Here is a 23,216-nt window from a genome sequence, read left to right on the forward strand (position 1 = left end):
CCAGCCACCACCGTTCCCCGTCGATCCAAACAGGAATTCAGGGAGATCCGGCATCACCGTTACAGCCGGCACACTCGCCCGCCGCACGCACACGCCACGTATTTACCCCACTTTACGCACTCACATACAGGTTTCCAGCAAATTCTCAGCGACGGCGGCAAACTCCCGCCGCCGCCACGACGCTGACAACGATCCTGCCGAAGCCTCCCCCAAACCGGGCGGAGCGATGAGTTTTCCGGGAATTCTTTGAAAAAACGGGTTTCCCCTGCTTCACGCCCCGGCTGCGGACCGATATAGTGAGGACGCACGGGGCACTTGCCCCGCATGACAGGCTCAGCGTCTGTTTATTCGAGACGCAAAACAGTCCTGCAGCGCTATAACGCGGGGTGGAGCAGCCTGGTAGCTCGCGAGGCTCATAACCTCGAGGTCGTCGGTTCAAATCCGGCCCCCGCCACTTAAAAAACCTCACGGTCAGACACATTGTCTCCGTGAGGTTTTTTCATGCGCGGTGCCAATCCCGCATTGCCGCGGGGTGCCACTGGCGTCCCGCCAGTGCCGCTGTTTTATTCAATGCTCGGCATTGCAAAGCAACTCATTCGATCGCCTCGAACAGAAGCCAGCCGGAATCATCACACTCCGAATCGAAGGTTGCATCCACTGGCGAGACGCCAGTGGCACACGCAAGCGGATTCCAAGTGGGAAAGCTAGTTCGTAATTCCGTACGAACATCAATCGGGCTACAATGCCAAGGCCGACAAGTATTAATACATAAATTAATACTAACCAGACCAGCGGTTGAACAACCAGGCGAGGCTTGAGAATGTTTCTTTATCTGCTCGTCGAGACCATCACAACCACGTTCACCTTCGCCGCATTGATTTCATGGCCAAGTCTGTTCATCGGAATCGGGCTGTGGTCCATCAACGAATCGCCGACGGCTTCGAATCCACTGACGAAAGCTCTTGTATTCTCCCCATCGTTATGCACGCTCGCACTCTTAGTTTACGGTGGAGCGTTCTCGGTGAACTCCATACCCGACGACGTCGATTCACGACTTAACATTGTGTACCTGCTGTTTGCGTATCAGCTAATATGGTCTGGTCTTTTAATCTGGATCCTGAATGAGATCCGGCTTGCGACGCTGTCCTTTATGATCCTTCAAGCGTGCCTGTCCTATGTCGCGGTATTCTTCGTGAGCATGGCAGTGACAAATCGCTGGATCTGAGGACCTCGGGTTCGCTAGCTTTGAGCCATGATTGAGTTCCCGAAGGGGTGCCACTGGCGTCTCGCCAGTGCAGTGTCCTCTTGAGACCTACCAGTTCCATCATAAGAACGGCTCCGGTTCGACCGGCTCGAACAAACAGCTGACGGTTCTTCGATGCCCGATCACGAACTCTTCCACTGGCGAGACGCCAGTGGCACACGGCGTGAGTTCTTCACGTCGATCCCGGGTCGCAAGAATCTCCCCGGCATCCCCGTTGCGGGTCCTCGCGTCCGAATTACGATGAAGCGATGGATGAATGGATCACGTCGATCATCAGCACGCTGGGCAGTTGGGGCATTGCGGCGCTGATGTTTCTGGAAAACGTCTTTCCGCCGATTCCGAGTGAGTTGATCATGCCGCTCGCCGGATACACGGCCGGGCGGGGGAATCTCTCGCTGGTGCTGGTGATTGTGGCCGGCTCGCTCGGTTCGGTGCTCGGACAGTTTCCGCTTTATTACCTGGGCCGAAAGCTGGGGCAGGATCGGCTGCATCGCTGGGCCGACCACAAAGGCAAGTGGCTGGCCGTCTCGGGGAAGGATGTCGACCGAGCCGCCGACTGGATGCAACGTCATGGCCCCGTCGCCGTGTTTCTCTGCCGGATGGTTCCCGGCATCCGATCCTACATCTCCATTCCCGCCGGAGCCGGGCGGATGAACCTCTGGGTCTTCACCATTTACAGCGCGCTCGGCATCACCGCCTGGAGTACCCTGCTGGCTCTGCTCGGCTATTCACTCGGCAGCAACTATAAGATGGTGCAGAACATCGTCGGCTCCATCGGGCCCTGGGTCTGGGGCGGACTGGCCGTTCTCTTCCTCGCCTGGATCGGCTGGCGAATGCGAGGCTGCTTCCTTCAGAACGATGTCGACTGCTCGTCGAACGACAACGACACAGAGACGAATTCGACCGATCGCTGAGAGACATCGATAGCTTCGAGGCATCAGCGAGATCCCGAAAGGGGTGCCACTGGCGTCTCGCCAGTGCCTCGGATAACGTTGGACGAATAATCAGACCAGCCATGCCTCGTCGATCCCCGTTTTCACCGAAAGACAACTGATGTCGTCGTCTCACCGCAAACGGATCAAGCATTACCACGAACCGGGCGATCTGCATGAGTTGACGTTCTCCACCTATCAACGTCTACCGCTCCTCAGGAATTCTCGCTGGCAATCGTGGCTGGCGGAAAGTGTGACGCAATCATGCCGCCAGAATTCCTGCCGGCTGATCGCTTTTGTCTTCATGCCCGAACACGTTCATCTATGGGGCTCGTTGAAGATCCACATCTCTGGAAGTGGTCGAGCGCTCGCTGGTTTCGTTCGAATGGAGAGCTAAACGACACCTCACTTCCGGAACTGAGTCGTCTGCCGTCCGACTTCTTTGTCAGAGACTCTCGCAACCGCACTCGGGATTAAGGGTGGCAACTCTCGATCGTCATGGCTGAATGGAACGGAGGCACGGGCGAGACACCAGTGGCGCCCACCCCGGTGACGGCCGAGTGGAACGAAAGCACTGGCAGGATGCCAGTGACACCCGAGTTGAGCCCACGCCAGTTGATCCAAGCTCCACCTCCACCTGGCCGCCGACGCCGCCGTTTCGATCCGTTAAGATCCCGTTCATCTTCCTCAAAACGGGTTCGCGTGCTTGTGACGGCGAGGGAATCCGGCACAATGACTGGGGTGCCCTTTTGATTCTGAATTTCTGAGACGACGAGCTTATGAGCCGAATTGCATCGACTTCGAGGACCCACGTCTCGCGGCTCAAGTCGGTGGCGGGCTCGGCGTTGACGGCGAGTCTGCGGGTGCGGAAACATCTCTGGCTCGGACCGGCCCTGACCACAATCGTGGTTGCAGCCGTCGGCTGGTGGACGATGCGATCGGTCGAGACCTCCGTCAAAGCCAATCTGGCCTCGCAGCTTCAGTCGCTGTTGAATGCCGACGTCGCGGGCCTCGAGTTGTGGCTGACCGATCAGCGATCGGAAACAATGGCACTCGGCGAAGATGATCGCGTCCGGCAGCCGGCCATCGAACTGGCCGCCATCGCGGAACAAGCCGACGCCTCCCGGCGGACCGCCGATCTGCTGACGTCTGAAGCGCTGGGCCAACTGCGCGAACACATCACGCCCTGGATGGAGGCCCATCGCGTCAGCGGTTTCGTGCTCATCAATCCCGACTCGTTGATTCTCGCCAGCGACCTCGACATTGGAATTGGCGACGCCTCGATCGCCAGCCTGTTCGAAGACAAGCTCGTTCCGGTCTTTGCGGGGGAAACGATTCTGATCCCTCCCTTCAAGAGCAAGCTGATTCACCCCGATATCGACGGCACCGCTCGCGTTGGGGTTCCAGTCATGTATCTTGTCGCCCCGGTTCGTAATGACGATGGCGAGCCGATCGCTGCTCTCGGCTTGCGAATCCGGCCGGAAGAGGAGTTCACTTCAATCCTTTCGGTGGCCCACGCGGGACAGTCGGGCGAGACGTATGCCTTCAACCGCGAAGGAGTGATGATCACCAACAGTCGGTTCGACGAGCAGCTGAAAGAGAACGGGATGCTGCCGGACGAAGAGCATGTTCGATCGCTTCTCAATATCCAGATTCGCGATCCCGGTGTGAACCTGATGACAGGGAAACGGCCGGCGAAGCGGCGTTCGGAACAACCGCTGACTCAGATGGTCGCCCGCGCAATCGAAGGGGACGCCGGCGTTGATGTCAATGGCTATCGGGACTACCGGGGCGTGCCGGTCGTCGGCGCGTGGACATGGCTCCCCGATTATCAGATTGGCATGGCGACCGAGTTCGATGCCGCCGAGGCTTTTGGTCCCCTCAACTCAATCCGGACGGCGTTTGGAGTTCTGACTGGCCTGCTGATCGTGACCACACTCGGGCTCTGCGGTTTAACCTACTATGCGTCTCATCTCGATCTGAAGGTTCGCCAGGCCGCGATTGAATCCCGGCAACTCGGACAGTATTCCCTCGACGAGAAGCTCGGGGAAGGGGGGATGGGGGTCGTCTATCGGGCCCATCATCAGATGCTGCATCGCCCGACCGCGCTCAAACTGCTGCACGCCGAACGAACCGACGAACAGGCCTTGGTCCGCTTCGAACGAGAGGTCCAGCTGACCAGCCAGTTGACGCATCCCAATACGATCGCCATCTACGATTACGGCCATACTGCCGAAGGTGTCTTCTATTATGTGATGGAGTACCTCAACGGGTTCTCGCTCGACAGCCTGATCCAGAAGCACGGCCCGCAGGCGGAAGGTCGGGTGATCTACATTCTGCGTCAGCTCTGCGATTCGCTTTCCGAAGCTCATCAACTCGGGATGATTCATCGCGACGTGAAGCCGGCCAATATCATGCTGACGCAATACGGCGGCCTGCACGATTTCGTGAAGCTGCTCGACTTCGGTCTCGTCAAGCCGCGTGATGCGGATCAGAACACGACGCTGGCCGGCTCGCTGACCGGGACACCTCTTTATCTGTCCCCCGAAGCGATCCGCCACGAACCGCTCGACGCTCGCAGCGACCTGTATGCGGTCGGAGCGGTCGGGTACTTCCTGCTCACCGGCACGACCGTTTTCGAGGGACGAAGCATCGTCGACGTCTGCAACGACCATGTGAAGACAACGCCAGAAAAACCGTCCGCACGACTCGGCCGGACCATCGACGAGGACCTGGAACGACTGATCCTCAGCTGCCTCGAGAAACAGAAAGCAGACCGCCCGGAATCCGCAGCCGTGCTTGAACAGGAGCTGGCAAGTTGCCAGTCCGCTGGAAGCTGGACACGGTCCTCGGCGAAAACCTGGTGGCAGACCAACATCGGTGACGGGCAGAGTCCGGCGGAAGCGTCGCCGAGCAGAACGTCCCCCGAAGCGACGATCATCGCCTCCCCCACGGACGAAGGCTTTCTGCGATCGACGTCGTGATTCGCTCGAAAAATCGCAGGTCGACCGCGCCTCTCGAACGATCCCGATTTTTGATTGCCCTTGAATTCTGCTCCTGAGCTCAAGAGGATGACGTCTTACGACCTCCTCTTTTTCCACTCATTCGAGTCGGGCTCATCATGTCTTCTCATCTGCTGACCGGCATTGCGCTGGTGTTGACTCTCTGCTGCTCTGATGTCGGAGCGGGAGAAAAACTGATCGATCATTATCCCGGCGCGGCTGCGTCCGGGTGCATGAAATGTCATGCCGAGATCGAGCTGATTCGCGAGCCCGGTTCCGAGATGCTTGAGCGGATCATGGTCAAGGGCGAAGAGCTCGGCGATCCGGCCGGGTGCGTGGTCTGTCATGGCGGCGATCCGCAGGCGACCGAGAAAGAGGCGGCTCATCAGACGGCGGCCTTCTACCCCGATCCCGGCAGTCCGTGGATCAACGACAACACCTGCGGGCAGTGCCATCCCAAGCATTGCGAGGTGCAGTGGAAGAGTCTGATGATGACCGAAGCCGGCAAGATCCAGGGGGTCTGCTGGGCGTTCGGTTCGCTGACCGGGTACGAACACAAGTGGGCCAACTACGCGGTCGAGAATCCGGAAGATCCGCTCGATCGTCTCGGCACGCCGGAGTATCGCGCCTACATGCAGCGGCTCAAAAATATGGAGCCGAACGTCTGGGTCGATCGTCACGAACCGCTTCCCGAAGCTCCGACCGATCCAGCCGAGGTGAAGAAAGATCCGACGCTCGCCGCCTTCACCTACATTCGTCAGGAATGCCAGCGGTGTCATCACGCGGTGAAAGGACGCCAGAAACGCGGCGACTTCCGCGGCATGGGCTGCTCGTCATGCCATGTCCCCTACAGCAACGAAGGGTTCTATGAAGGTGACGACAAGACGATCACCCGCGAGGAGCCGGGGCACTGCCTCGTCCATTCGATTCAGGGAACTCGCGAAGCGAAGGTGACCGTTCACGAGAAGACCTACTCCGGGATTCCAGTCGAGACCTGCACGACCTGCCACGATCGCGGCAAACGAATTGGCGTCTCCTTTCAGGGGTTGATGGAGACTCCTTATGAATCTCCCTTCGCTGAAGACGGGAGCCCGCAGCCGAAGCTGCACACCAAACATTACGTCGCGATGGAGCAGGACATTCACTACATCAAAGGGATGACCTGTCAGGATTGCCACACTTCCATCGATGTGCACAGCGACGGGTTCCTGGCCGGAGCGAATCTTGCCGCCGTGCAGATTGAATGTGCCGATTGCCACGGCACGCCGAACGCGTATCCCTGGGATCTGCCGCTGGGCTACATGGACGAATATGAGGAGAAGCCGGCGGACGGTCCGGCTCGCGGCCTCACCCAGACGTTGAACGAGCACACGCTGCAGGGGACCATCTACGAGCCGAAGGATGGGTACCTGCTGACCGCCCGGGGGAATCCGTACGGCAATGTTGTTCGCGATGGGGACCACATCATCGTGCACACGGCGAACGGAAAAGACTTCCGCATGAAGCCGCTGAAGAAGCTGATGGAAGACAACGAAATCAGCGAGCGCGGCGTGGTCTCGATGTCGACGGTCGCTTCGCATATGGATCGCATGGAATGCTACAGCTGCCATGCTTCCTGGGCTCCGCAATGCTACGGCTGCCACGTGAAGGTTGACTACTCGCGGAAAGACGAATGCCCCGAGCAGCAGGAGGGGACTGAGGAGGATCCCGAGATTCAGGCGATGCGAAAGGCACTCGCGGAACAGGGGATCAACGAGAACTTCGACTGGGTCGCCGCCGGCCGCAAGCATATGGAACCGGGGCACGAAGCCGACCGTGGCGAGTCGGATTACGATCTGATGATCCCCGGGAAGATCACCGAACAGCGGTCGTATCTTCGCTGGGAAAATCCGATGCTCGGCGTGAACGGGGAAGGGCGGATCACGCCGCTCGCTCCAGGGTGCCAGCCGTCGGTCACGATCATCGGCGAGGATGGCGAGCCGATTCTGGTGAACCACATTTTCAAGACCGATGCCGACACCGAAGGCGGCGGAGCCGACGGGCAGCTCGCCCTCGACATGTCGCCGACGCAACCGCATACGATGACGAAAAACGCCCGGACGTGCGAGTCGTGTCACACCGATCCGAAAGCGCTCGGCTACGGCATCGGCGGCCCGCGCGGATGGGACGAAGACATCTTCGTCGATCTGGAAACGATCGATCGCGAGATCCTGCCGAAGCGAACGCAGCCGCAGATGAACGCGATCGAGAACATGAATACCGACTGGTCGCGGATCGTGAGTGAAGAGGGGGAGCAGCTGATGACGGTCGGCCATCACTTCCAGCTGTCACGTCCGCTCAACGATCGCGAGCGGGCGGTCATGAGTCGGGCGGGAACCTGCACCGCCTGCCACAAGGAAATTCCGACCGAGAATCTCGCGACGAGCTTCCTGCATCACGTCGCCAAATACAGTGGCCAGATCCCGGTCACCGATGTCGACCACGCCAGCCTGGTGCACAAGATCGTCCTCTTCTCCGCCTGGGGTCAACTGCTGATCGCCTTCTGCACCCCCATCGCCTGCATGGCCGGCCTCGTCTGGTGGCGCCGCCGAAAGACATCGGCGACATCTGAAGATCGAACTACTTCGGGGGATGAGTCCGTCTCGTAATGGCGGGTTCAAGACAGGACAGCGAGACACTGTGCCCCCGAACCTTGGGCACGGTGGCACAGACATTCTTGTCTGTGCGTCAATTGACGTGCCTTGTTCCGGGGGCCCCAACAGGGGTGGCCCCGAAAGATTCTTTCGGGGCGGCGCAGCCGTCGGAGAACGGGATTGGACGGCTTATGGGCCAGAGACTGAATTCAGCGGAAACGCGAAGCAACTCTGACTTTTCTCCTCTCGTCAAACGGCATCCTCCCACGGCTTCGCCGCCCTGATAGCGGAGCTATCACGGCCACCCCATGGCGGTCGTCCACAGACAGGAATGTCTGTGCCACTGACTGAAGGTGACGGGAAAGAAATGGTCGTCCGTCACGGGCGGGTGACGAAGTCACAAGAGGCCGCGCCATGTGCGAGGTCTCTTCGATGGCCGGACGATTCCAGATTCAAAACGCGGATGGTGCGGCCTCTTGTCGCTGCCGCGCCCGCCCGCTGAGGCGGACGGGCCACCCTTCGTGCGAGCCTCAGGGGCACCAACCGGGGTGGCCCCGAAAGATTCTTTCGGGGCGGCGCAGCCGTCGGAGAACGGGATTGGACGACTTATTGCTGAGGGGCTTTTCCGAGGAGAAGACGAAGCAGGGCTGAATTCTTCCCCTCGCCAAACGGCATCCTCCCACGGCTTCGCCGCCCTGATAGCAGAGCTATCACGGCCACCCCATGGCGGTCGTCCACAGACAGGAATGTCTGTGCCACTGACTGAAGGTGACGGGAGGGAATCTGGTCCTTGAGTACCGCTCAATTGTCCGGCTGGCGGGTCGGGGGTACAATGGCAGACTTGCACACTCACGCCCTATTCTCGTCTTTCAAGGATGTCCCGGCTGTTCTCATGGACGGTTCTCCGCTGCTTCACAATCTGACCCCTCCTCAGCAGCAGGCCGTGGAGCACTTTACTGGTCCGATGCTCGTGCTGGCCGGACCGGGTTCGGGGAAGACGCGCGTCGTCACGCATCGGGTCGCCCGGCTAATGGAACGGGGGGTGAAGCCCTGGAACATTCTGGCGATCACGTTCACCAACAAAGCCGCCAGCGAAATGTCGGAGCGGCTCAAGACGCTGACTAACAGTGGCAATCTCTGGGTCAGCACCTTCCACCGCTTCTGTGCTCACGTCCTCCGGCAGCGGGCAAATGTCGCCGGGTTGCAGCCGAACTTTACGATCCTGGATTCGGCCGATCAGAAGCAGGCGATCCGCCAGGTCCTCGCCGATCTCGATTTCGACGCGGCTCATTATCCGCCCGGCAAGATTCTGGCGATGATCAGCAACGCCAAGAACGAGCTCATCACCGCCCACGATTTCGTCCAGCAGTTCGAAGAATCGGTCGCCGATCACTTCACCGCCGTGGTCGCGAAGGTCTACCCGGCCTATCAGAAATTCCTGCTGCAGTCGAACGCCGTCGACTTCGATGACCTGCTTTTGCATGTCGTGCATCTGTTCGAGCAGAACGACGAAATCCGATCCGCCTACGACGACCGGTATCAGTACGTGCTCGTCGATGAGTACCAGGACACCAACGAGGCTCAGTACCGGATCGTCCGGGCGCTGTCGCAGAACTCACGAAACCTGTCGGTCACCGGGGATCCCGACCAGTCGATCTATGGCTGGCGGGGAGCGAAGATCGACAACATTCTGCGATTCGAAAAGGACTACAGCGACGCCAAAGTCTACAAGCTCGAACAGAACTTTCGCAGCACGAAGCTGATCCTCGGAGCCGCCGACAGCCTGATCGCTCACAACCGATTGCGGAAGGCCAAGGAGCTGACGACCGAGAATCCAGACGGCGAACCGGTCGAACTGCTGCGGTTTCCCGACAGTCCCAGCGAAGCCGATTCACTCGCCCGGCACATCCGGCAGATGGTCGACAGCGGCGAACGGAAGTGGTCCGACTTCGCGATCTTCTACCGGGTCAACTCGATCTCCCGGCAACTCGAACTGGCACTCAGCCGGCATCATGTGCCGTATCAGGTGGCCGCCGGGGTGGCCTTCTATCAGCGAGCCGAAGTTCGCGATCTGATCGGCTATCTCGATCTGGTCAACAACCCGGCGAACCGCACCGCCTTCATGCGAGTGGTCAACACGCCGCTGCGGGGGATCGGCAAGACGAGCCAGCATCGCCTGACCAGCTTCGCCGACGACAAAGGAATCAGCTACATCGACGCCGCTCTTCGGGCTGACGAAGTTCCGAAAATGCCGAAGCGAGCCGCCGCTTCGCTGAAGGCTTTCGCGCGGATGATGCAGGGCTTCTCCGTCGCTGACTCCGGGTCCGTCGCGCAGCTCATTGAAGACATCGTCGACAAGACCGGTTACACGCGGCCCTGGTCATCGAGCCAGAACGAACAGGATCTGCAGCGACTCGCCAACGTCGAGGAACTCATAGCCGCAGCTCGGAATCACGACACCATCTTCGATGCCGACACCACGCTCGAAGGGTTCCTGGAAACGACGAGCCTGGTTTCTGATCTCGATGCTCTTGAGGAAGTCGCCGACACCGGCAAGGTCACGTTGATGACCCTGCATGCGGCCAAGGGACTCGAGTTCCCGGTCGTGTATATCGTCGGCGTCGAGCAGAACATGCTGCCTCACGAGCGGGCTCTGCGGGAAGGCAATCCGCGGGAGTACGAAGAAGAACGTCGGCTGCTGTTCGTCGGGATGACCCGGGCGATGGAGCGGCTGTTCCTCACGGCTTCGAGTTATCGCGACCTGCACGGCCGCTCGATGCCGACGATCCCGAGCGACTTTCTGTCGGAGATTGATCTGGTCCAGACCGACGGCACCACGCTGATCGAAGAGTTACCCGACACCGCCTACAAGCCGTCTTCGCTGATCAACGACATCTCGGAATCGGACATCGCCACGATCCGCGAGATGTTGAATCGCAACACCGAAGGTCCCCGCCTCACGACCGGAGCTTCGCTCCTTGCCGGGAACAAGGACGCCGCCTCGCTGCCGTTCAATTTCCCGATTGGTTCCTCGGTTCGGCACCCTCGTTACGGCCTCGGCACGGTCACCACTGCGGGCGGATTCGGAGCCCGACGGACCGTGACGGTGGAATTTGAGGAGCAGGATCGGGTAGAAACATTCGTGGTTAATAAGTGTCCGCTGCAGCCGGTGGGCAATCGCTGATCGCCCGCGATGCCTCCCTCAGCATATTCATGCTTCTCGTGCAGTCGCATGTGCGCCGTGAACCTGCCAGGTCTCGGCCTGCTCCTGCAACGCGTGCGGAGAACCATTGAACGTGCCCCGCCATCCCGGCTCGCACCCAGCCCCTCAGAGGAAGACATCATGCAGGTGAAGATTCACGAAACGGTCCAGGAAATGGGACAGGCCGCCGCCCAGGCCGGTGCCGCCAAAATCCGAGAAGCGATCGCCGAACGTGGCGAAGCTCGAATCATCGTCGCGACCGGAGCGTCCCAGTTCACCGTTCTCGAAGCTCTTGTCCAGGAGCCGGATATCGACTGGTCCAAGGTCACCGGGTTCCACTTGGATGAATACCTCGGCCTGCCGATGTCGCACCCGGCTTCGTTCCGGGGTTATCTCAAGGAACGATTCGTCGACAAGGTTCCCTTGAAGGCCTTCCACTATCTCGACGGCGAAGGGGACGCCCCGGCCGAATGTGAGCGGGTCGGCAAGCTGCTGCAGGAAGCTCCGATCGACGTCACCTTCTGCGGAATTGGCGAGAACGGCCACCTGGCGTTCAACGATCCGCCAGCCGACTTCGATACGCAAACGCCCTATCTGATCGTGAACCTGGACGATGCCTGCCGGAAGCAGCAGCTCGGAGAAGGCTGGTTCCCGACCTTCGACGACGTCCCGTCCCAGGCGATCAGCATGTCGATCCAGCAGATCCTCAAGTCGAAGACGATCATCTGCAGCGTGCCCGATGAACGAAAATCGGTCGCCGTGCAGGGTTCGGTGGAAGGGCCGGTAACCCCGGATGTCCCCGCTTCGATCCTGCAGACTCATGGCGACACGACGCTGTATCTGGATACCGAAGCCGCCCGGAAGCTGCAGTCGCATCAGCCGATGTAGCCCCGGTGAAGACTCGGTTAACTCGGCCGGGAGCAACGAAGAGTTGTTGACCCGGACGAGCCCGATTCTATATCCTGACAAAGTGATCCGGACCTCCCCGCATGGGGAGAGTCCGTAGATCGGGTCAGTAACAGTGTCCAGCCGCCGAAAGGCTCTCTTCAATGCAAAGCGAAAAGAGAAGATTCTGGTACGGCGTGCATCTGTTACGACAAGTCGCATACGTCTTCCTGGCCTTCGCCCTGACGTTCGGAACCTCCGCCGCTGTGGCGACGGCGGCATCCCGGCTGGCTGAAGTCGAATCGCTTTCCGAAGATATCCGCGAGTTCATTTCGGAATCTCGCGTGCATCGCTTTGGCCGTAGTCGGCATCATGCTACGCTTCACACCCCTTATTCCGGCCCACACGGAGGTCGCGCAGCCGCCACTCGCGGACAGGCCGCCGCGCCCCGTTCTGGCCACCGACTCGCAAACAACCTGCTCGCTCCCATTCGCTGTTAGGAGCTGACGCTGCGCTGCGTGACCATCAATCGCTGAGATCCAGAGCGGAGGAAACAAACTCCGTCTGTCGATCCACAGGATCCGAATCCAGCGGGCTGGTCGCAAATCTGTTCGGAGGGAACTCGCAGGGTCCGACCTCGAGTTCCCGGTCTGCTGCAAGGGTCGATCGAGAGTTGCCAAGCACCTCGACGATGCGCGGATTGATCCGACTCTCGTACGAATACTCCCCCAGATCTTTTGAATGCTTTCCACAATGAGTCAACCATCGCTTGCCGGCTACCAGCCGTCCTACTTCCTGCGTGACTTCACTTCGGGTCTCGTGGTCTTTCTTGTCGCCCTTCCGCTCTGCCTGGGAATCGCCCTGGCCTCCGGGGCTCCTTTGTTCTCGGGACTCCTCGCCGGCTGCGTCGGCGGGCTGGTGGTCGGGGCCTTGAGCGGCTCCCACACCAGTGTCAGTGGACCGGCGGCCGGACTGACCGCCATCGTCTCCGCTCAGATCGCCACGCTCGGTTCCTTCGATGCCTTCCTGCTGGCCGTCGTGTTCGCCGGCGTCATCCAGGTGGTGCTCGGCATCCTCCGAGCTGGAGCGCTCTCGGCCTTCTTCCCCTCGAGTGTGATCAAGGGTCTGCTGGCGGCGATCGGGGTGATCCTGATCCTCAAGCAGATTCCCCACGTGCTTGGCCACGACACCGACCCGGAAGGAGAAATGTCCTTCAAGCAGCCGGACAACCACAACACGTTCTCTGAACTGCTGACCCTCTTCGAAGGGGAGATTCATTTCGGAGCCGCAATGATCGGGATCCTCTCGGTCATCCTGCTGCTGTTCTGGGAGAACTTCAAGGTCCTCAAGAAATCCAAGATTCCAGCCGCTCTGGTCGTGGTCATCCTCGGGGTGATCGCCCAGATGTTCCTGCCACGACTAGGCGAGCAGTTCGCCGTCCGGGGCAACCACCTCGTGCAGATCCCCGTGGCCGATTCGGTCAGTCAGGTGGTGACCTTCCTCACGATGCCGGACTTCTCTCAATGGCTGAATCCGGCGATCTACCTGGCCGCCGTCACGATTGCGATCGTGGCGTCGCTCGAAACACTGCTCAATCTGGAAGCCGTCGATAAGCTCGATAAAGAGAAACGCGATTCACCCGCCAGCCGCGAACTCGTGGCTCAGGGGGTCGGCAACATGGTCGCCGGCATGATCGGCGGTCTGCCGATGACGTCCGTCATCGTGCGGAGTTCGGTGAACGTCGACGCGGGGGGCAAGACCAAACTCGCGGCGATCATTCACGGTATCTTCCTCACGACTTCGATCGTGCTGTTCCCGGTTTACCTCAACATGATTCCGCTCGCCTCTCTGGCCGCCATCCTGCTGGTCACCGGTTTCAAGCTGGCCAGTCCGAAGCTGTTTCGCGAGATGTGGAATGAAGGCCGCTACCAGTTCGCGCCATTCATTATCACGCTGCTGGCGATTGTCTTCACTGACCTGCTGATCGGAATCATTATTGGTCTCTGCGTGGCTCTGCTGTTCATCCTCAACAGCAATCTGCGGCGTCCGATCCGGCGAACTCTGGAGACGCATCTCGACGGCCAGGTCATGCACATCGAACTGGCCAACCAGGTCAGCTTCCTCAACAGGGCCTCGCTCGACAAGTTGTTCAACGAAGCGCAGCCGGGGTCGCATATCCTCGTCGATGCCCGCAGCACGGATTACATTGACCCGGACATCCTGAGCCTGATTCGCGACTTCAAAAATGACGTCGGTCCTTCCCGAGGCGTCACGGTGAGTACGCGAGGCTTCCGCAGGAAGTATCAGCTGCGGGACGAAATCCGATTTGCCGATTACTCCAGTCGCGAATTGCAGGATCGTGTCACCCCCGAGCAGGTGCTCGACATCCTCAAGGACGGGAACCGCCGCTTCCGAACCGGCACCCAGTTGACGCGCGACTTCAGTCGGCAGGTTGATGCGACTGCGGGCGGACAAAGTCCTCTGGCCGCCGTGCTCAGCTGCATCGATTCACGGGTGCCCGTCGAGCTCGTCTTTGACCTGGGAATCGGAGATGTCTTCAGCACCCGGGTTGCCGGCAACATTATCGGGACAAAGTCGCTGGCCAGTCTCGAGTACGCCGTCTGTGTGGCGAACGTGAAACTCGTGGTGGTTCTGGGCCACACACGGTGCGGAGCGGTGACGTCTTCGGTGCAGATGATCGGTGAGAACAAGGACATCTGCGAAGTGACCGGATGCGCCCATCTGAACTCGATCGTCGAAGAAGTCGAGCACGCGGTCGACCGTGGCGAGTGTGCCCGGGCGGTCACGAAAACCGGCGAAGAGTTTGAAGAGTTCGTCGACACCGTCGCCGCCGACAACGCCCGACGAACTGTCGACGAGATCATCAACCGCAGTGAAGCGATCCGCAAACGGCTCGATGCCGGTCAGGTGATCGTCGTACCGGCGATGTACGACGTCCGCAGCGGGGAGATCCGCTTCCTGTCCGACGAGGCGGATTCGCAGTAACAAGTCGCCTGATCCTGGGCGAACCGAAGGCCATCGTCAGTTCTCTGACGATGGCCTTTTTCTGTAGCCAGAGGCTGGCGGTTTCACGTGAAACCGACGTGGCGCTGTCATGCTTCTCTGAGGACTTGTTCCACGTGAAACACGCGACCGATTGTCAACATGACAATCGGCGGACTGCTCTTGCCCGGTTTGGGGAGGCGGTTTAGATTTCCGCCACTCCGACTTTCGAGTCGCTCGCCAGTCATTCCAATCCGTTTCTTGCGGCAGGTTTCAGTGATGGATCACGAACATAACGCACACGACAATCAGAATCAGGACGCTCAGCCGTCCCTCGAACAGCAGCACGACGGGGCTCAGGACCACTTGAGTGAGGAAACTCCGCAGGTCGTCCCGAAGCGTCGACTCGGCCGTGGTCTCGATGCTCTCCTCGGAGGGGGAGGACCAGCTCATGAGCCGTACTCCGAATCGACCAACTCGGGCGGTGAAACCACCGAACGTGCCGAAGGCGACGTTCTCGTCGAGCTGGCCATGGACCGCATTCAGCGGAACCCGAACCAGCCGCGAAAGAACTTCGAGAAGGCCGGCATCGATGAACTCGCCGAGAGTATCAGCAGGCACGGGGTCCTCCAGCCGGTTCTGGTTCGCGAGTATGGCGACCACTACGAATTGATCGCCGGGGAACGCCGCTGGCTGGCCGCTCGTCAGGCCGGACTGACGATCATCCCCTGCCGCGTGGTCGACGTCATCGACAAGACCGCCTGCGAGTTCTCCTTCGAAGAGAACCTGAAGCGGAAAGATCTCGGCGATCTCGAAAAGGCCCAGGCCTTCCGTGACTACATCGATCACTACGACAGCTCCGTCGAAGAGCTGGCCAGGCAGTTGAGCATGAGCCGCCCGGCGGTTGCCAACACGATCCGCCTGCTCGACCTGCCGGTGCCGATCAAGAACGCTCTTCAGGACCAGAAGCTGACCGCCGGCCATGCCCGGGCTCTGCTCAGCCTGAAGGAAGAAGCTCAGCAGCTCGAATTGGCCGACCGCGTCGTCAAGGAGCAGCTGTCGGTTCGTAAGACCGAAGCCGCGGTGAAGGAACTGAGCGGCAAGGCCGACACGATTCCAATGACGCCGCCGGAAGACAAGCCCGCCAAGCCCGAGCTCAACAACCATCTGCAGTCGATCCAGGATCAACTCCGCGACACGCTCGGCGTGAAGGTCGAACTGAAACTCAAGACGGCTGAATCGGGACAGGTCGTTCTGCACTTCGCCAACCAGAACGATTTCGACCGCATCGTCGAGTCGCTGCAGTCGGTGCAGTCGCGAGCCGCGTGATCTCAGAATGAGGGGGTGGTGCCACAAAACCACTCCTCTATAATCAAAAGAGGCGATGAAGGAACCCGGGTGTTTTCACCCGGGTTTTTTCGTGCCCTCGTGATCACTGGCCCCCGAACAAGGAAGAGACATGTCCAATCCGCTTCGAGGAACACTGCGCCCCGCCATCGATTTCCTCGACCGGATCGCCCAGCCGCTCGTGCTCTACAGCGTCTTCATGCTCGCCCTCGAGTGCCACCTCTATCCCCTCGACGACAGCCTCGACAGTCACCCGTTTTTCCTCTGGTCCGAACGCTGCGTCGCCTTGATCTTCACCGTCGAGTACGTGCTCCGCTGGATGCGAAATTCCGGCCGCGGGTACTATCCTCTGACCACGTTCGGCATCATTGATCTCGTCTCCATTCTCCCCTTCTGGATCGGATTCATCCCGGCCGTTGATCCGTACCTGCGCCAAATCCGCACCCTCCGCGTGCTGCGGATGCTCAAGTTCTTCCGGTACAACCGGGGACTGCAGGTGATGACGCTCGGCTTCTACCGGGCCTACTTCAACCTTCGACCGCTCCTGTTCACAGCCGCAATGATCATCCTGCTGACGATGTTCGCCCTCTACGAAGTGGAAGGCCCCGAGCAGGAAGAGTTCCGCAATCTGTTCACGACGCTCTGGTTTCTGGAAGTGACCGGAACCACGGTCGGCTACGGCGACATCTCTCCGGCAACGACCGCCGGCAAGGCGATAGTGATGATCTACATGATCGCCGGCCTGGCCATTTTCATGGCCTGCTTCAGCGCGATCACCTCGGCTTTCGATGAGGTCTTCGAGAAGGCCGAAGACCCGGATTTCGATCCCCTCGACCACTTCCCGAAAATCCGCCGCCAGCAACTCCACATCTTCGAACGCCACAAGGACGTCGGCACCACCGCCGCCGAAGACGAGGCAGCCAAAGAGGATGAAACGAAGCAGGAATCGAACCCCGCCGGAACGCAGTGAGGACCGGCGAACCGGACGACGCGGGACCGGGACAGCGGATCCGAATCGCGGAAAACTTCTTGGCGACTCACCGATGAGCAAGTAGCATAAAGTTCGACAACGTGCGGTGCCTCCCCCGGCTCGCAAACCCCTTGGGTCGAATTGACTGAGAGGATGAGATGCCCGATTTCGATTCTGTGCTGACCGATGCTTCGCAGCTGTCCGTCGAAGATCAGCTTCGACTGATCGAGGCGCTCGCGTCCTCGACGCCCGAGGACCAGCCGCCTCCGTTGACGAACGAATGGATCGAAGAAATCGGGCAGAGGCGCCGCGAGATTGAAGCCGGCTCAGTGAGCACGGAAGAGTGGTCAACCATCCGAGCCAGACTCTTCGCAAAGCACGGCGTTCGGGATGAGCGAACTTCTGGCGAGGGCGCTCGAGGCCCGATTCTTAATGCCCGCGATTGAGGGAACCGTTCTGGGTGAGTCTCCGGGAGGACGATGTCGTGAGGCTGATTCTGGCAGCGTAATCGTCGCATTTTCGCCATCTGAGCGACACAAGCACTCAACGCGCAGGAGAATCACTACCGCATTCGTCCCGCTCTTTAGAGAGTAAATCAACCTGTGAGTGTAACCGGCTGATTTCTCGTTTCAGTCCAACCCAGAGCGTGATTGCACACAAGCCAAAGAAGACCATGGCTCCCGTCACCATGTTGATCTTCTCAACGGTGGGATCAGTAATTGCCCAGCTACCGAGAAGGGCGATGCCCCCGAGAATTAAAAAAATGGGGCCAGTAAAACGAACAACCTTCCGTGGCCATTCGCTTTCCTGCGCAGGCTCATGAGAATCTGCCATGTTGTCTCCCAGGCTATTGCCGTTAAACACAAGAGTCTTGTTCTCTAATCCAGGTTGTGTCAGATTCTAGCAAATAGAGCGTGCGATCTCAGCAGGTAAGGTCCGTTTGAACCACGTCAACGCCGTGCCGACCAACCCCTTACCCAAATACCAGACGCTTCCCCCTGGAAACAGGACGTTGATTGAACTGGGTGAAGCAGGCAAGAAGCGTGCGATTCCAAGCAAAAAGCCCACCGCCAAAAACGACGATGGGCTTGTTTCGAAAGATAGTCGGGGCGACACGATTTGAACGTGCGACCTCCTGCTCCCAAAGCAGGCGCTCTAGCCAAGCTGAGCTACGCCCCGAGGCGTTGGCGGATTCTAGGAACTTGCGAGTTGGCGGTCAATCGGTTTTCGGGAAGGAGTTTGACTTTCCCACACCGACCAGAGGGTGCCACTGCTGGCTTGCCCAGCAGTGCTGTTCGATCAATGAGGCGAGTTCTATTCGAGGCGGCAGAGTCGAGGCACGGTGCTCAGATCTCTGCCCTCGTCTTCAGAAACTTGAAGTACTTGGGATCCTCGTCGTCGAAAATCTCCTGACCTGCTCCCATGAACGCACGCATCAGTTCATCCGCAGCTGCATCCGATTTCCCCAGCTCCAATCGACATTGCCCCAATCTCAAATGGACAAACGGATTCCCGACTCCTCCCGGACACTGAACGGCAAGCTCCAGGCATTCCGCAGCATGGGCGAATTCCTCGGAGTTGAAGTATGCATCTCCCATCGAACTGTAGAGGAACACACCAGCTTCCCAATTCGTTGCAGGGGGCGGGATTAGTTTCAATGCCGCTGAGTAGCGATCGAGTGCCGTGGAGAACTTACCCTGGTCCATCAACTCATTTCCGCGCAAACAGAGTGCGTCGATCTTTGCCCATGTCTTATCGCTGAGTTCTGGCATTCGGCCTCTCCGGCGAGCTTTGTGTACTTCCGCAACGATCCTACGCCGCACCCTGCGGTGTGGACAAGCCAGCAGTGGCACCCATGTTCGTTGCTTGCAGCACACGTCTCTCGGCCCTTCACATTTCTCCCAAATCCAATTTGACCCACCCGGAATGCGACCTATCTTTTGGTACGTCCTCACGGGGACAGACAATCTGAAAACACGAACGTTCGGGGGGCATTCCCCGGATGTGCGCTATCGGCGCGGCAGGAAATGCTGGGAGCATTGAGGGGACTTGCCGCGCCGTTTTTCTTTTCCGGACTCGCCGCCACCGCTTGACCTGACGGCGAAATCGATCACAGTTTCACGTGAAACCCTGTTTGAATCGATTGCCGAAAGTCCGTCCGCATGCGTATGGGAATCCTTGGCGGGACCTTTGATCCCGTTCATTTCGCTCACCTGATCCTCGCCGAAACCTGCCGCGAAGCCTGTCAGCTCGACCAGGTTCGGTTCGTGCCGAATCACTGTTCGCCGCACAAACAGGACGACCAGCCGACGTCGGCCAAGCAGCGACAGGCGATGCTCGAACTCGCCGCCGCCGGAATTCCGGAGTTTGTGGTCGACCCGCGGGAGCTCAAAAAAGCCGAGGTCTGCTACACCGTCGACACGCTTGCCGAGATGAAATCGGAGTTCCCGGACGCCGAATTGTTCTTCCTGATTGGAGCCGATTCGCTCCGCGATTTCCCGACCTGGCGGCAGCCGGAACGCATTGCCGAACTGGCCACCATCGTCGCCGTGAACCGTGGAAATACCCCGGAAGGCGAACTCCAGGCGATGCTCGACGGCCTGCCCGAGCCCCTTCGGGAGCGAGTTCAGCTGGTCGAAATGCCCGGAATTGGCATCTCGGCGACGGCTCTCCGGGAGCGGGTTCAGCAGAATCTCTCAATCCGATTCCTTACACCGCGGCCCGTGGAGCGGTATATTCTTGAGAATGGACTGTATCGGGCGAACTGAATTTCGCGCCCGAACCCCGCGAGGATGGCCTCCGCTGGCCCGCCCCGTTGTGCGATCAAGACAGCCGCTCCGGCAGAAATTTGCATTCCGGCGGCTCAAAGAAACCACTGAAAGAAGTTGAGGAAAACCATGCGTTACCGCTCTGTGTCTGCCGTTGTGGCGTCGTTCTTTGCTGGCCTGACCGGAGCTGTTCAACCTGTTCTGGCTCACCCGGGGCATGGAAATCCGGAAACTTCGACCGGCCTGACACACTACTTCACCGAGCCGATGCACGTCGCCCCGGCTCTCGGCGTCGCCGCCGTCGCCGCCTGGCTGATCGTCCGCTCGGTCCGCTCTCGCTCGGGAAATGATCAAAACTAGTGGATATCTGCATTCGAAGTGAATTCGTGAATTCACTTCGGGCGACCGTGGATGTTTCGCGGGCCGCGTGGTAAAAACCACGCTCACAAGGCACGAATTCAACCGAGAAGCCGCGTTCGGGCGGCTTCAATCGCATAGCTTACAGAGAGGATTTCAAAATGGGTTTGGCAATTTCAGGCGTGTTCGCACGACAGATTCTCGACAGCCGTGGTAATCCGACCGTCGAAGTCGACATCGAACTGGAAGACGGCACCATCGGCCGCGCAGCCGTCCCGAGCGGCGCGAGCACCGGAACGCACGAAGCCTGCGAACTCCGCGACGGCGACAAATCGGTCTACGTTGGCAAGAGCGTTCTCAAGGCTGTGCAGAACGTGAACGGCGAAATCGCCGACCTGCTCTACGATATGGACGTCACCGATCAGGTCGCCATCGACCGTGCGATGATCGACTGCGACGGCACCGAAAACAAATCCCGCCTGGGCGCCAACGCCATCCTGGCCTGCTCGATGGCTGCCGCTCACGCCGCCGCCCGCTCCTGCGATCTGCCGCTGTTCCGATACGTCGGCGGACCGGCTGCAACCGTTCTGCCCGCCCCGATGATGAACATCATCAACGGTGGTGAGCACGCCAACAACGGCATCGGCATCCAGGAATTCATGGTGATGCCGCTCGGTTTTTCCTCCTTCACCGATGGTCTTCGCTGTGGAGCCGAGATCTTCCACAACCTGAAGAAGGTCCTTTCCGACAAGGGAATGAGCACCGCTGTGGGCGACGAAGGGGGCTTCGCTCCGGATCTGCCGAACAGCCAGGAAGCGATCGAAGTCATTCTAACCGCCATCGAAAAAGCAGGCTACAAGCCCGGCGATCAGGTCAAAATCGCTCTCGACTGTGCCTCTTCGGAATTCTTCGACGGCAAGAAGTACAACCTCGAAGGCACCAGCTACGATTCGGCTGGCTTCGTGGAATTGCTCGCCAGCTGGGTCGACAAGTACCCGATCTGCTCGATCGAAGACGGCTGCGGCGAAGACGACTGGGACGGCTGGAAGATGCTGACCGACGCCGTCGGCGATCGCTGCCAGCTCGTCGGCGACGACCTGTTCGTGACCAACTCGAAGCGTCTCCAGCGCGGTATCGATGGTGGCATCGCCAACAGCATCCTGGTCAAAGTGAACCAGATCGGCACGCTGACCGAAACTATCGAAGCGGTGAACCTGGCTTACCGCAACAAGTACACGGCCGTGATGAGCCACCGTTCGGGCGAAACCGAAGACACGACGATCGCCGACCTGGCCGTCGCTCTCGGCACCGGTCAGATCAAAACCGGCTCGGCCAGCCGCACCGACCGCATCGCCAAGTACAATCAGTTGCTGCGAATCGAAGAGATCCTCGGCCACACCGCTCAGTACGGCGGAACGATCTCCTAAGGAACTCCAAACGGGTGCCACCGCTGGCTTGCCCAGCAGTGCTGCTCTGAATCCGAATCCACCCTCCGGGGTGCCATGCCCACGCTTGCGTGGGCATGTTTCGTTTCAGAGGGGAACGTCGACTCTCAGCTCACGGCAGTTTCTACTTCATCCCTCTCAGCCAACTGTGATACATTTCCTGCCTGTCCGAACGAATGTCTTACTGGAAGATTCCTGAATGGTTCCCCCAAAATACACGGCGATTATCCGACGAGACGGAAACTTCTGGATCGGCTGGATTGAGGAGGTCCCCGGCGTCAATTCCCAGGGCGAAACCCGAGAAGAACTCCTCTCCAACCTTCGCGAAGCTCTTTCTGAAGCGTTGGAAATGAGTCGAGTTTGAGTCGGCGGTGCCATGCCCACGCTTGCGTGGGCATGTTTCGTTTCCGGGGGGAATCCCATTGCGGTTCCGTCTCGATTCCGGACAATTGAGTCTCAGAACATCGATGTCATCGCCCTCTTCGCGGCCACGGGAAGGAACGGCATGCACGAGCATCTCGAAGACTATGTACTGGGAAAGATCCTCTCGACCGGAATCCCAATTGTTGGGATGATGGTCTTCGCTGTCGTGATGTTTCTGGCCACCGCGTCGTCCCGGGAACCTTCCCCCGCAAAGATCCAACAACGTCCAGCAGTTGCGCAGGCGGAACCTCAACTCTATCCGCCCGCCGTGGTGTCCGGGATCACTGGGGATGACGAGACCGCACTGACCATCGATCCCAGAAGCGATACAGACGACACGCTCCAGACCGGCCCCTCGCGGAACTCCAGAGAACGGAACTGAATTGCATGAAGCACGCCGCCTCCCTTTTTGTTCTCTGCGGAATCGTGTTGCTCGCCGCCGCTGCTCGCGCGGACGACGAAGCGCCAGCCGGCGACGGAATCCTGATCACCGTCACCCAGTACAAGGTCGATCAGACCGGCAAGCCGAAGGCTCTGCTCGAGATGGCTCATCAGGTGGTGGTCGGGGACTCGGCAGCACTCGATTCGGTCGTGCCGACAGTCATCGTGACGGAGCCTGATGCCCCCCGACAATTCGAGCTACTCGGCACCAGGATTGAATGTCAGACTCGTGCGGCCGGGAACGAGCAGGTCTCGCTCGACCTCAAAATCAAGCGGGTCGACCTGGTGAACGCCGGCCCGAAACAAGTCGTGCGGCGATACTCGATCCATGAGAAGCGATGCGTGAACTCCGAGGATACGTTCACGATCGACCACCTGCTTCCGGACAGGAACCATCATCTGTACGTGATCAAGATCGAAGATTTTCCGGTGATCGAACCCGAGTAGAAACCGATCGACGCGGTCGGGGATGGCTGGCGGGTTGACATCGCCGGCTCAGAAATGGATGTTGTCTCCGTCTGCATGCCCACGCTTGCCTGGGCAT

Annotated in this window: 21 protein-coding genes and 2 tRNA genes; 20 read left to right on the forward strand and 3 right to left on the reverse strand. The window is 59.5% G+C overall.

The genetic code is table 11. From position 1 onward, the window contains the following. Nucleotides 1-380: 380 nt before the first annotated feature. The 13 genes from L1A08_RS21960 (at nucleotide 381) to L1A08_RS22020 (ending at nucleotide 17,684) form a co-directional block, all read left to right on the forward strand. Nucleotides 381-454: transfer RNA gene (locus L1A08_RS21960), tRNA-Met, on the forward strand. A gap of 366 nt (nucleotides 455-820) precedes the next feature. Then, a complete protein-coding gene (locus L1A08_RS21965; protein WP_238758738.1) occupies nucleotides 821-1,225 on the forward strand; it encodes a hypothetical protein in 405 nt (134 codons plus the stop codon). Nucleotides 1,226-1,512: 287 nt separating this feature from the next. Continuing rightward, nucleotides 1,513-2,178 (forward strand): DedA family protein, encoded by a 666-nt coding sequence (locus tag L1A08_RS21970; protein ID WP_238758739.1) that lies wholly within the window; start codon nucleotides 1,513-1,515, stop codon nucleotides 2,176-2,178. A gap of 139 nt (nucleotides 2,179-2,317) precedes the next feature. After that, a complete protein-coding gene (locus L1A08_RS21975) occupies nucleotides 2,318-2,593 on the forward strand; it encodes a transposase (RefSeq protein WP_238758740.1) in 276 nt (91 codons plus the stop codon). 382 nt (nucleotides 2,594-2,975) lie between these two features. Further along, the gene (locus L1A08_RS21980; protein WP_238758741.1) at nucleotides 2,976-5,180 is read left to right on the forward strand and encodes a serine/threonine protein kinase; all 2,205 of its coding nucleotides are present in this window, start codon (nucleotides 2,976-2,978) and stop codon (nucleotides 5,178-5,180) included. A gap of 137 nt (nucleotides 5,181-5,317) precedes the next feature. Further along, on the forward strand, nucleotides 5,318-7,846 hold the full coding sequence (locus tag L1A08_RS21985; protein WP_238758742.1) for a multiheme c-type cytochrome: 2,529 nt from the start codon (nucleotides 5,318-5,320) through the stop codon (nucleotides 7,844-7,846). A gap of 877 nt (nucleotides 7,847-8,723) precedes the next feature. Then, complete coding sequence (locus L1A08_RS21990) at nucleotides 8,724-11,015, forward strand: ATP-dependent helicase (RefSeq protein ID WP_238758743.1); 2,292 nt, start codon at nucleotides 8,724-8,726, stop codon at nucleotides 11,013-11,015. A gap of 159 nt (nucleotides 11,016-11,174) precedes the next feature. Continuing rightward, complete coding sequence (locus L1A08_RS21995; protein WP_238758744.1) at nucleotides 11,175-11,921, forward strand: glucosamine-6-phosphate deaminase; 747 nt, start codon at nucleotides 11,175-11,177, stop codon at nucleotides 11,919-11,921. A 161-nt stretch (nucleotides 11,922-12,082) separates the two neighbouring features. Next, a complete protein-coding gene (locus L1A08_RS22000) occupies nucleotides 12,083-12,418 on the forward strand; it encodes a hypothetical protein (protein ID WP_238758745.1) in 336 nt (111 codons plus the stop codon). A gap of 241 nt (nucleotides 12,419-12,659) precedes the next feature. Next, the gene (locus L1A08_RS22005) at nucleotides 12,660-14,924 is read left to right on the forward strand and encodes a SulP family inorganic anion transporter (protein ID WP_390896952.1); all 2,265 of its coding nucleotides are present in this window, start codon (nucleotides 12,660-12,662) and stop codon (nucleotides 14,922-14,924) included. A 276-nt stretch (nucleotides 14,925-15,200) separates the two neighbouring features. Next, nucleotides 15,201-16,250 carry a ParB/RepB/Spo0J family partition protein gene (locus L1A08_RS22010; protein ID WP_238758747.1) on the forward strand — a complete coding sequence of 350 codons (1,050 nt, stop codon included), beginning with the start codon at nucleotides 15,201-15,203 and terminating at the stop codon, nucleotides 16,248-16,250. Nucleotides 16,251-16,380: 130 nt separating this feature from the next. Then, a complete protein-coding gene (locus L1A08_RS22015) occupies nucleotides 16,381-17,238 on the forward strand; it encodes an ion transporter (RefSeq protein ID WP_238758748.1) in 858 nt (285 codons plus the stop codon). Between the two features lie 158 nt (nucleotides 17,239-17,396). Further along, nucleotides 17,397-17,684: an addiction module protein gene (locus tag L1A08_RS22020; RefSeq protein WP_238758749.1), complete on the forward strand. Its 288-nt coding sequence runs from the start codon at nucleotides 17,397-17,399 to the stop codon at nucleotides 17,682-17,684. A 97-nt stretch (nucleotides 17,685-17,781) separates the two neighbouring features. Here L1A08_RS22020 and L1A08_RS22025 read toward each other — a convergent pair whose 3' ends face one another. Further along, nucleotides 17,782-18,072, reverse strand: coding sequence for a hypothetical protein (locus L1A08_RS22025; RefSeq protein WP_238758750.1), 291 nt, complete (start codon nucleotides 18,070-18,072; stop codon nucleotides 17,782-17,784). A gap of 106 nt (nucleotides 18,073-18,178) precedes the next feature. Here L1A08_RS22025 and L1A08_RS22030 point away from each other — a divergent pair, with 106 nt between their 5' ends. Continuing rightward, complete coding sequence (locus L1A08_RS22030) at nucleotides 18,179-18,361, forward strand: hypothetical protein (protein WP_238758751.1); 183 nt, start codon at nucleotides 18,179-18,181, stop codon at nucleotides 18,359-18,361. Here L1A08_RS22030 and L1A08_RS22035 read toward each other — a convergent pair. Beyond that, nucleotides 18,343-18,417 (reverse strand) — tRNA-Pro (locus L1A08_RS22035). The two genes, L1A08_RS22030 and L1A08_RS22035, sit on opposite strands and share 19 nt — an antisense overlap. A 167-nt stretch (nucleotides 18,418-18,584) precedes the next feature. Next, nucleotides 18,585-19,010: a tetratricopeptide repeat protein gene (locus L1A08_RS22040; protein WP_238758752.1), complete on the reverse strand. Its 426-nt coding sequence runs from the start codon at nucleotides 19,008-19,010 to the stop codon at nucleotides 18,585-18,587. A 390-nt stretch (nucleotides 19,011-19,400) separates the two neighbouring features. Here L1A08_RS22040 and nadD point away from each other — a divergent pair, with 390 nt between their 5' ends. The 6 genes from nadD (at nucleotide 19,401) to L1A08_RS22070 (ending at nucleotide 23,119) form a co-directional block, all read left to right on the forward strand. Further along, nucleotides 19,401-20,006 (forward strand): nicotinate-nucleotide adenylyltransferase, encoded by a 606-nt coding sequence (nadD, locus tag L1A08_RS22045; RefSeq protein ID WP_238758753.1) that lies wholly within the window; start codon nucleotides 19,401-19,403, stop codon nucleotides 20,004-20,006. Nucleotides 20,007-20,135: 129 nt separating this feature from the next. Next, nucleotides 20,136-20,366 (forward strand): hypothetical protein, encoded by a 231-nt coding sequence (locus L1A08_RS22050; RefSeq protein ID WP_238758754.1) that lies wholly within the window; start codon nucleotides 20,136-20,138, stop codon nucleotides 20,364-20,366. A gap of 158 nt (nucleotides 20,367-20,524) precedes the next feature. Continuing rightward, nucleotides 20,525-21,790, forward strand: coding sequence for a phosphopyruvate hydratase (gene eno / locus L1A08_RS22055; RefSeq protein ID WP_238758755.1), 1,266 nt, complete (start codon nucleotides 20,525-20,527; stop codon nucleotides 21,788-21,790). A 217-nt stretch (nucleotides 21,791-22,007) separates the two neighbouring features. After that, nucleotides 22,008-22,172 (forward strand): type II toxin-antitoxin system HicB family antitoxin, encoded by a 165-nt coding sequence (locus L1A08_RS22060; RefSeq protein WP_238758756.1) that lies wholly within the window; start codon nucleotides 22,008-22,010, stop codon nucleotides 22,170-22,172. Nucleotides 22,173-22,313: 141 nt separating this feature from the next. Then, the gene (locus tag L1A08_RS22065; RefSeq protein ID WP_238758757.1) at nucleotides 22,314-22,613 is read left to right on the forward strand and encodes a hypothetical protein; all 300 of its coding nucleotides are present in this window, start codon (nucleotides 22,314-22,316) and stop codon (nucleotides 22,611-22,613) included. A gap of 5 nt (nucleotides 22,614-22,618) precedes the next feature. Beyond that, entirely contained in the window at nucleotides 22,619-23,119 is a 501-nt protein-coding gene (locus L1A08_RS22070) for a hypothetical protein (protein ID WP_238758758.1), read from the forward strand. Nucleotides 23,120-23,216: the final 97 nt, after the last annotated feature.

The organism is Rubinisphaera margarita, from assembly GCF_022267515.1.
Taxonomy (GTDB): Bacteria; Planctomycetota; Planctomycetia; order Planctomycetales; family Planctomycetaceae; genus Rubinisphaera; species Rubinisphaera margarita.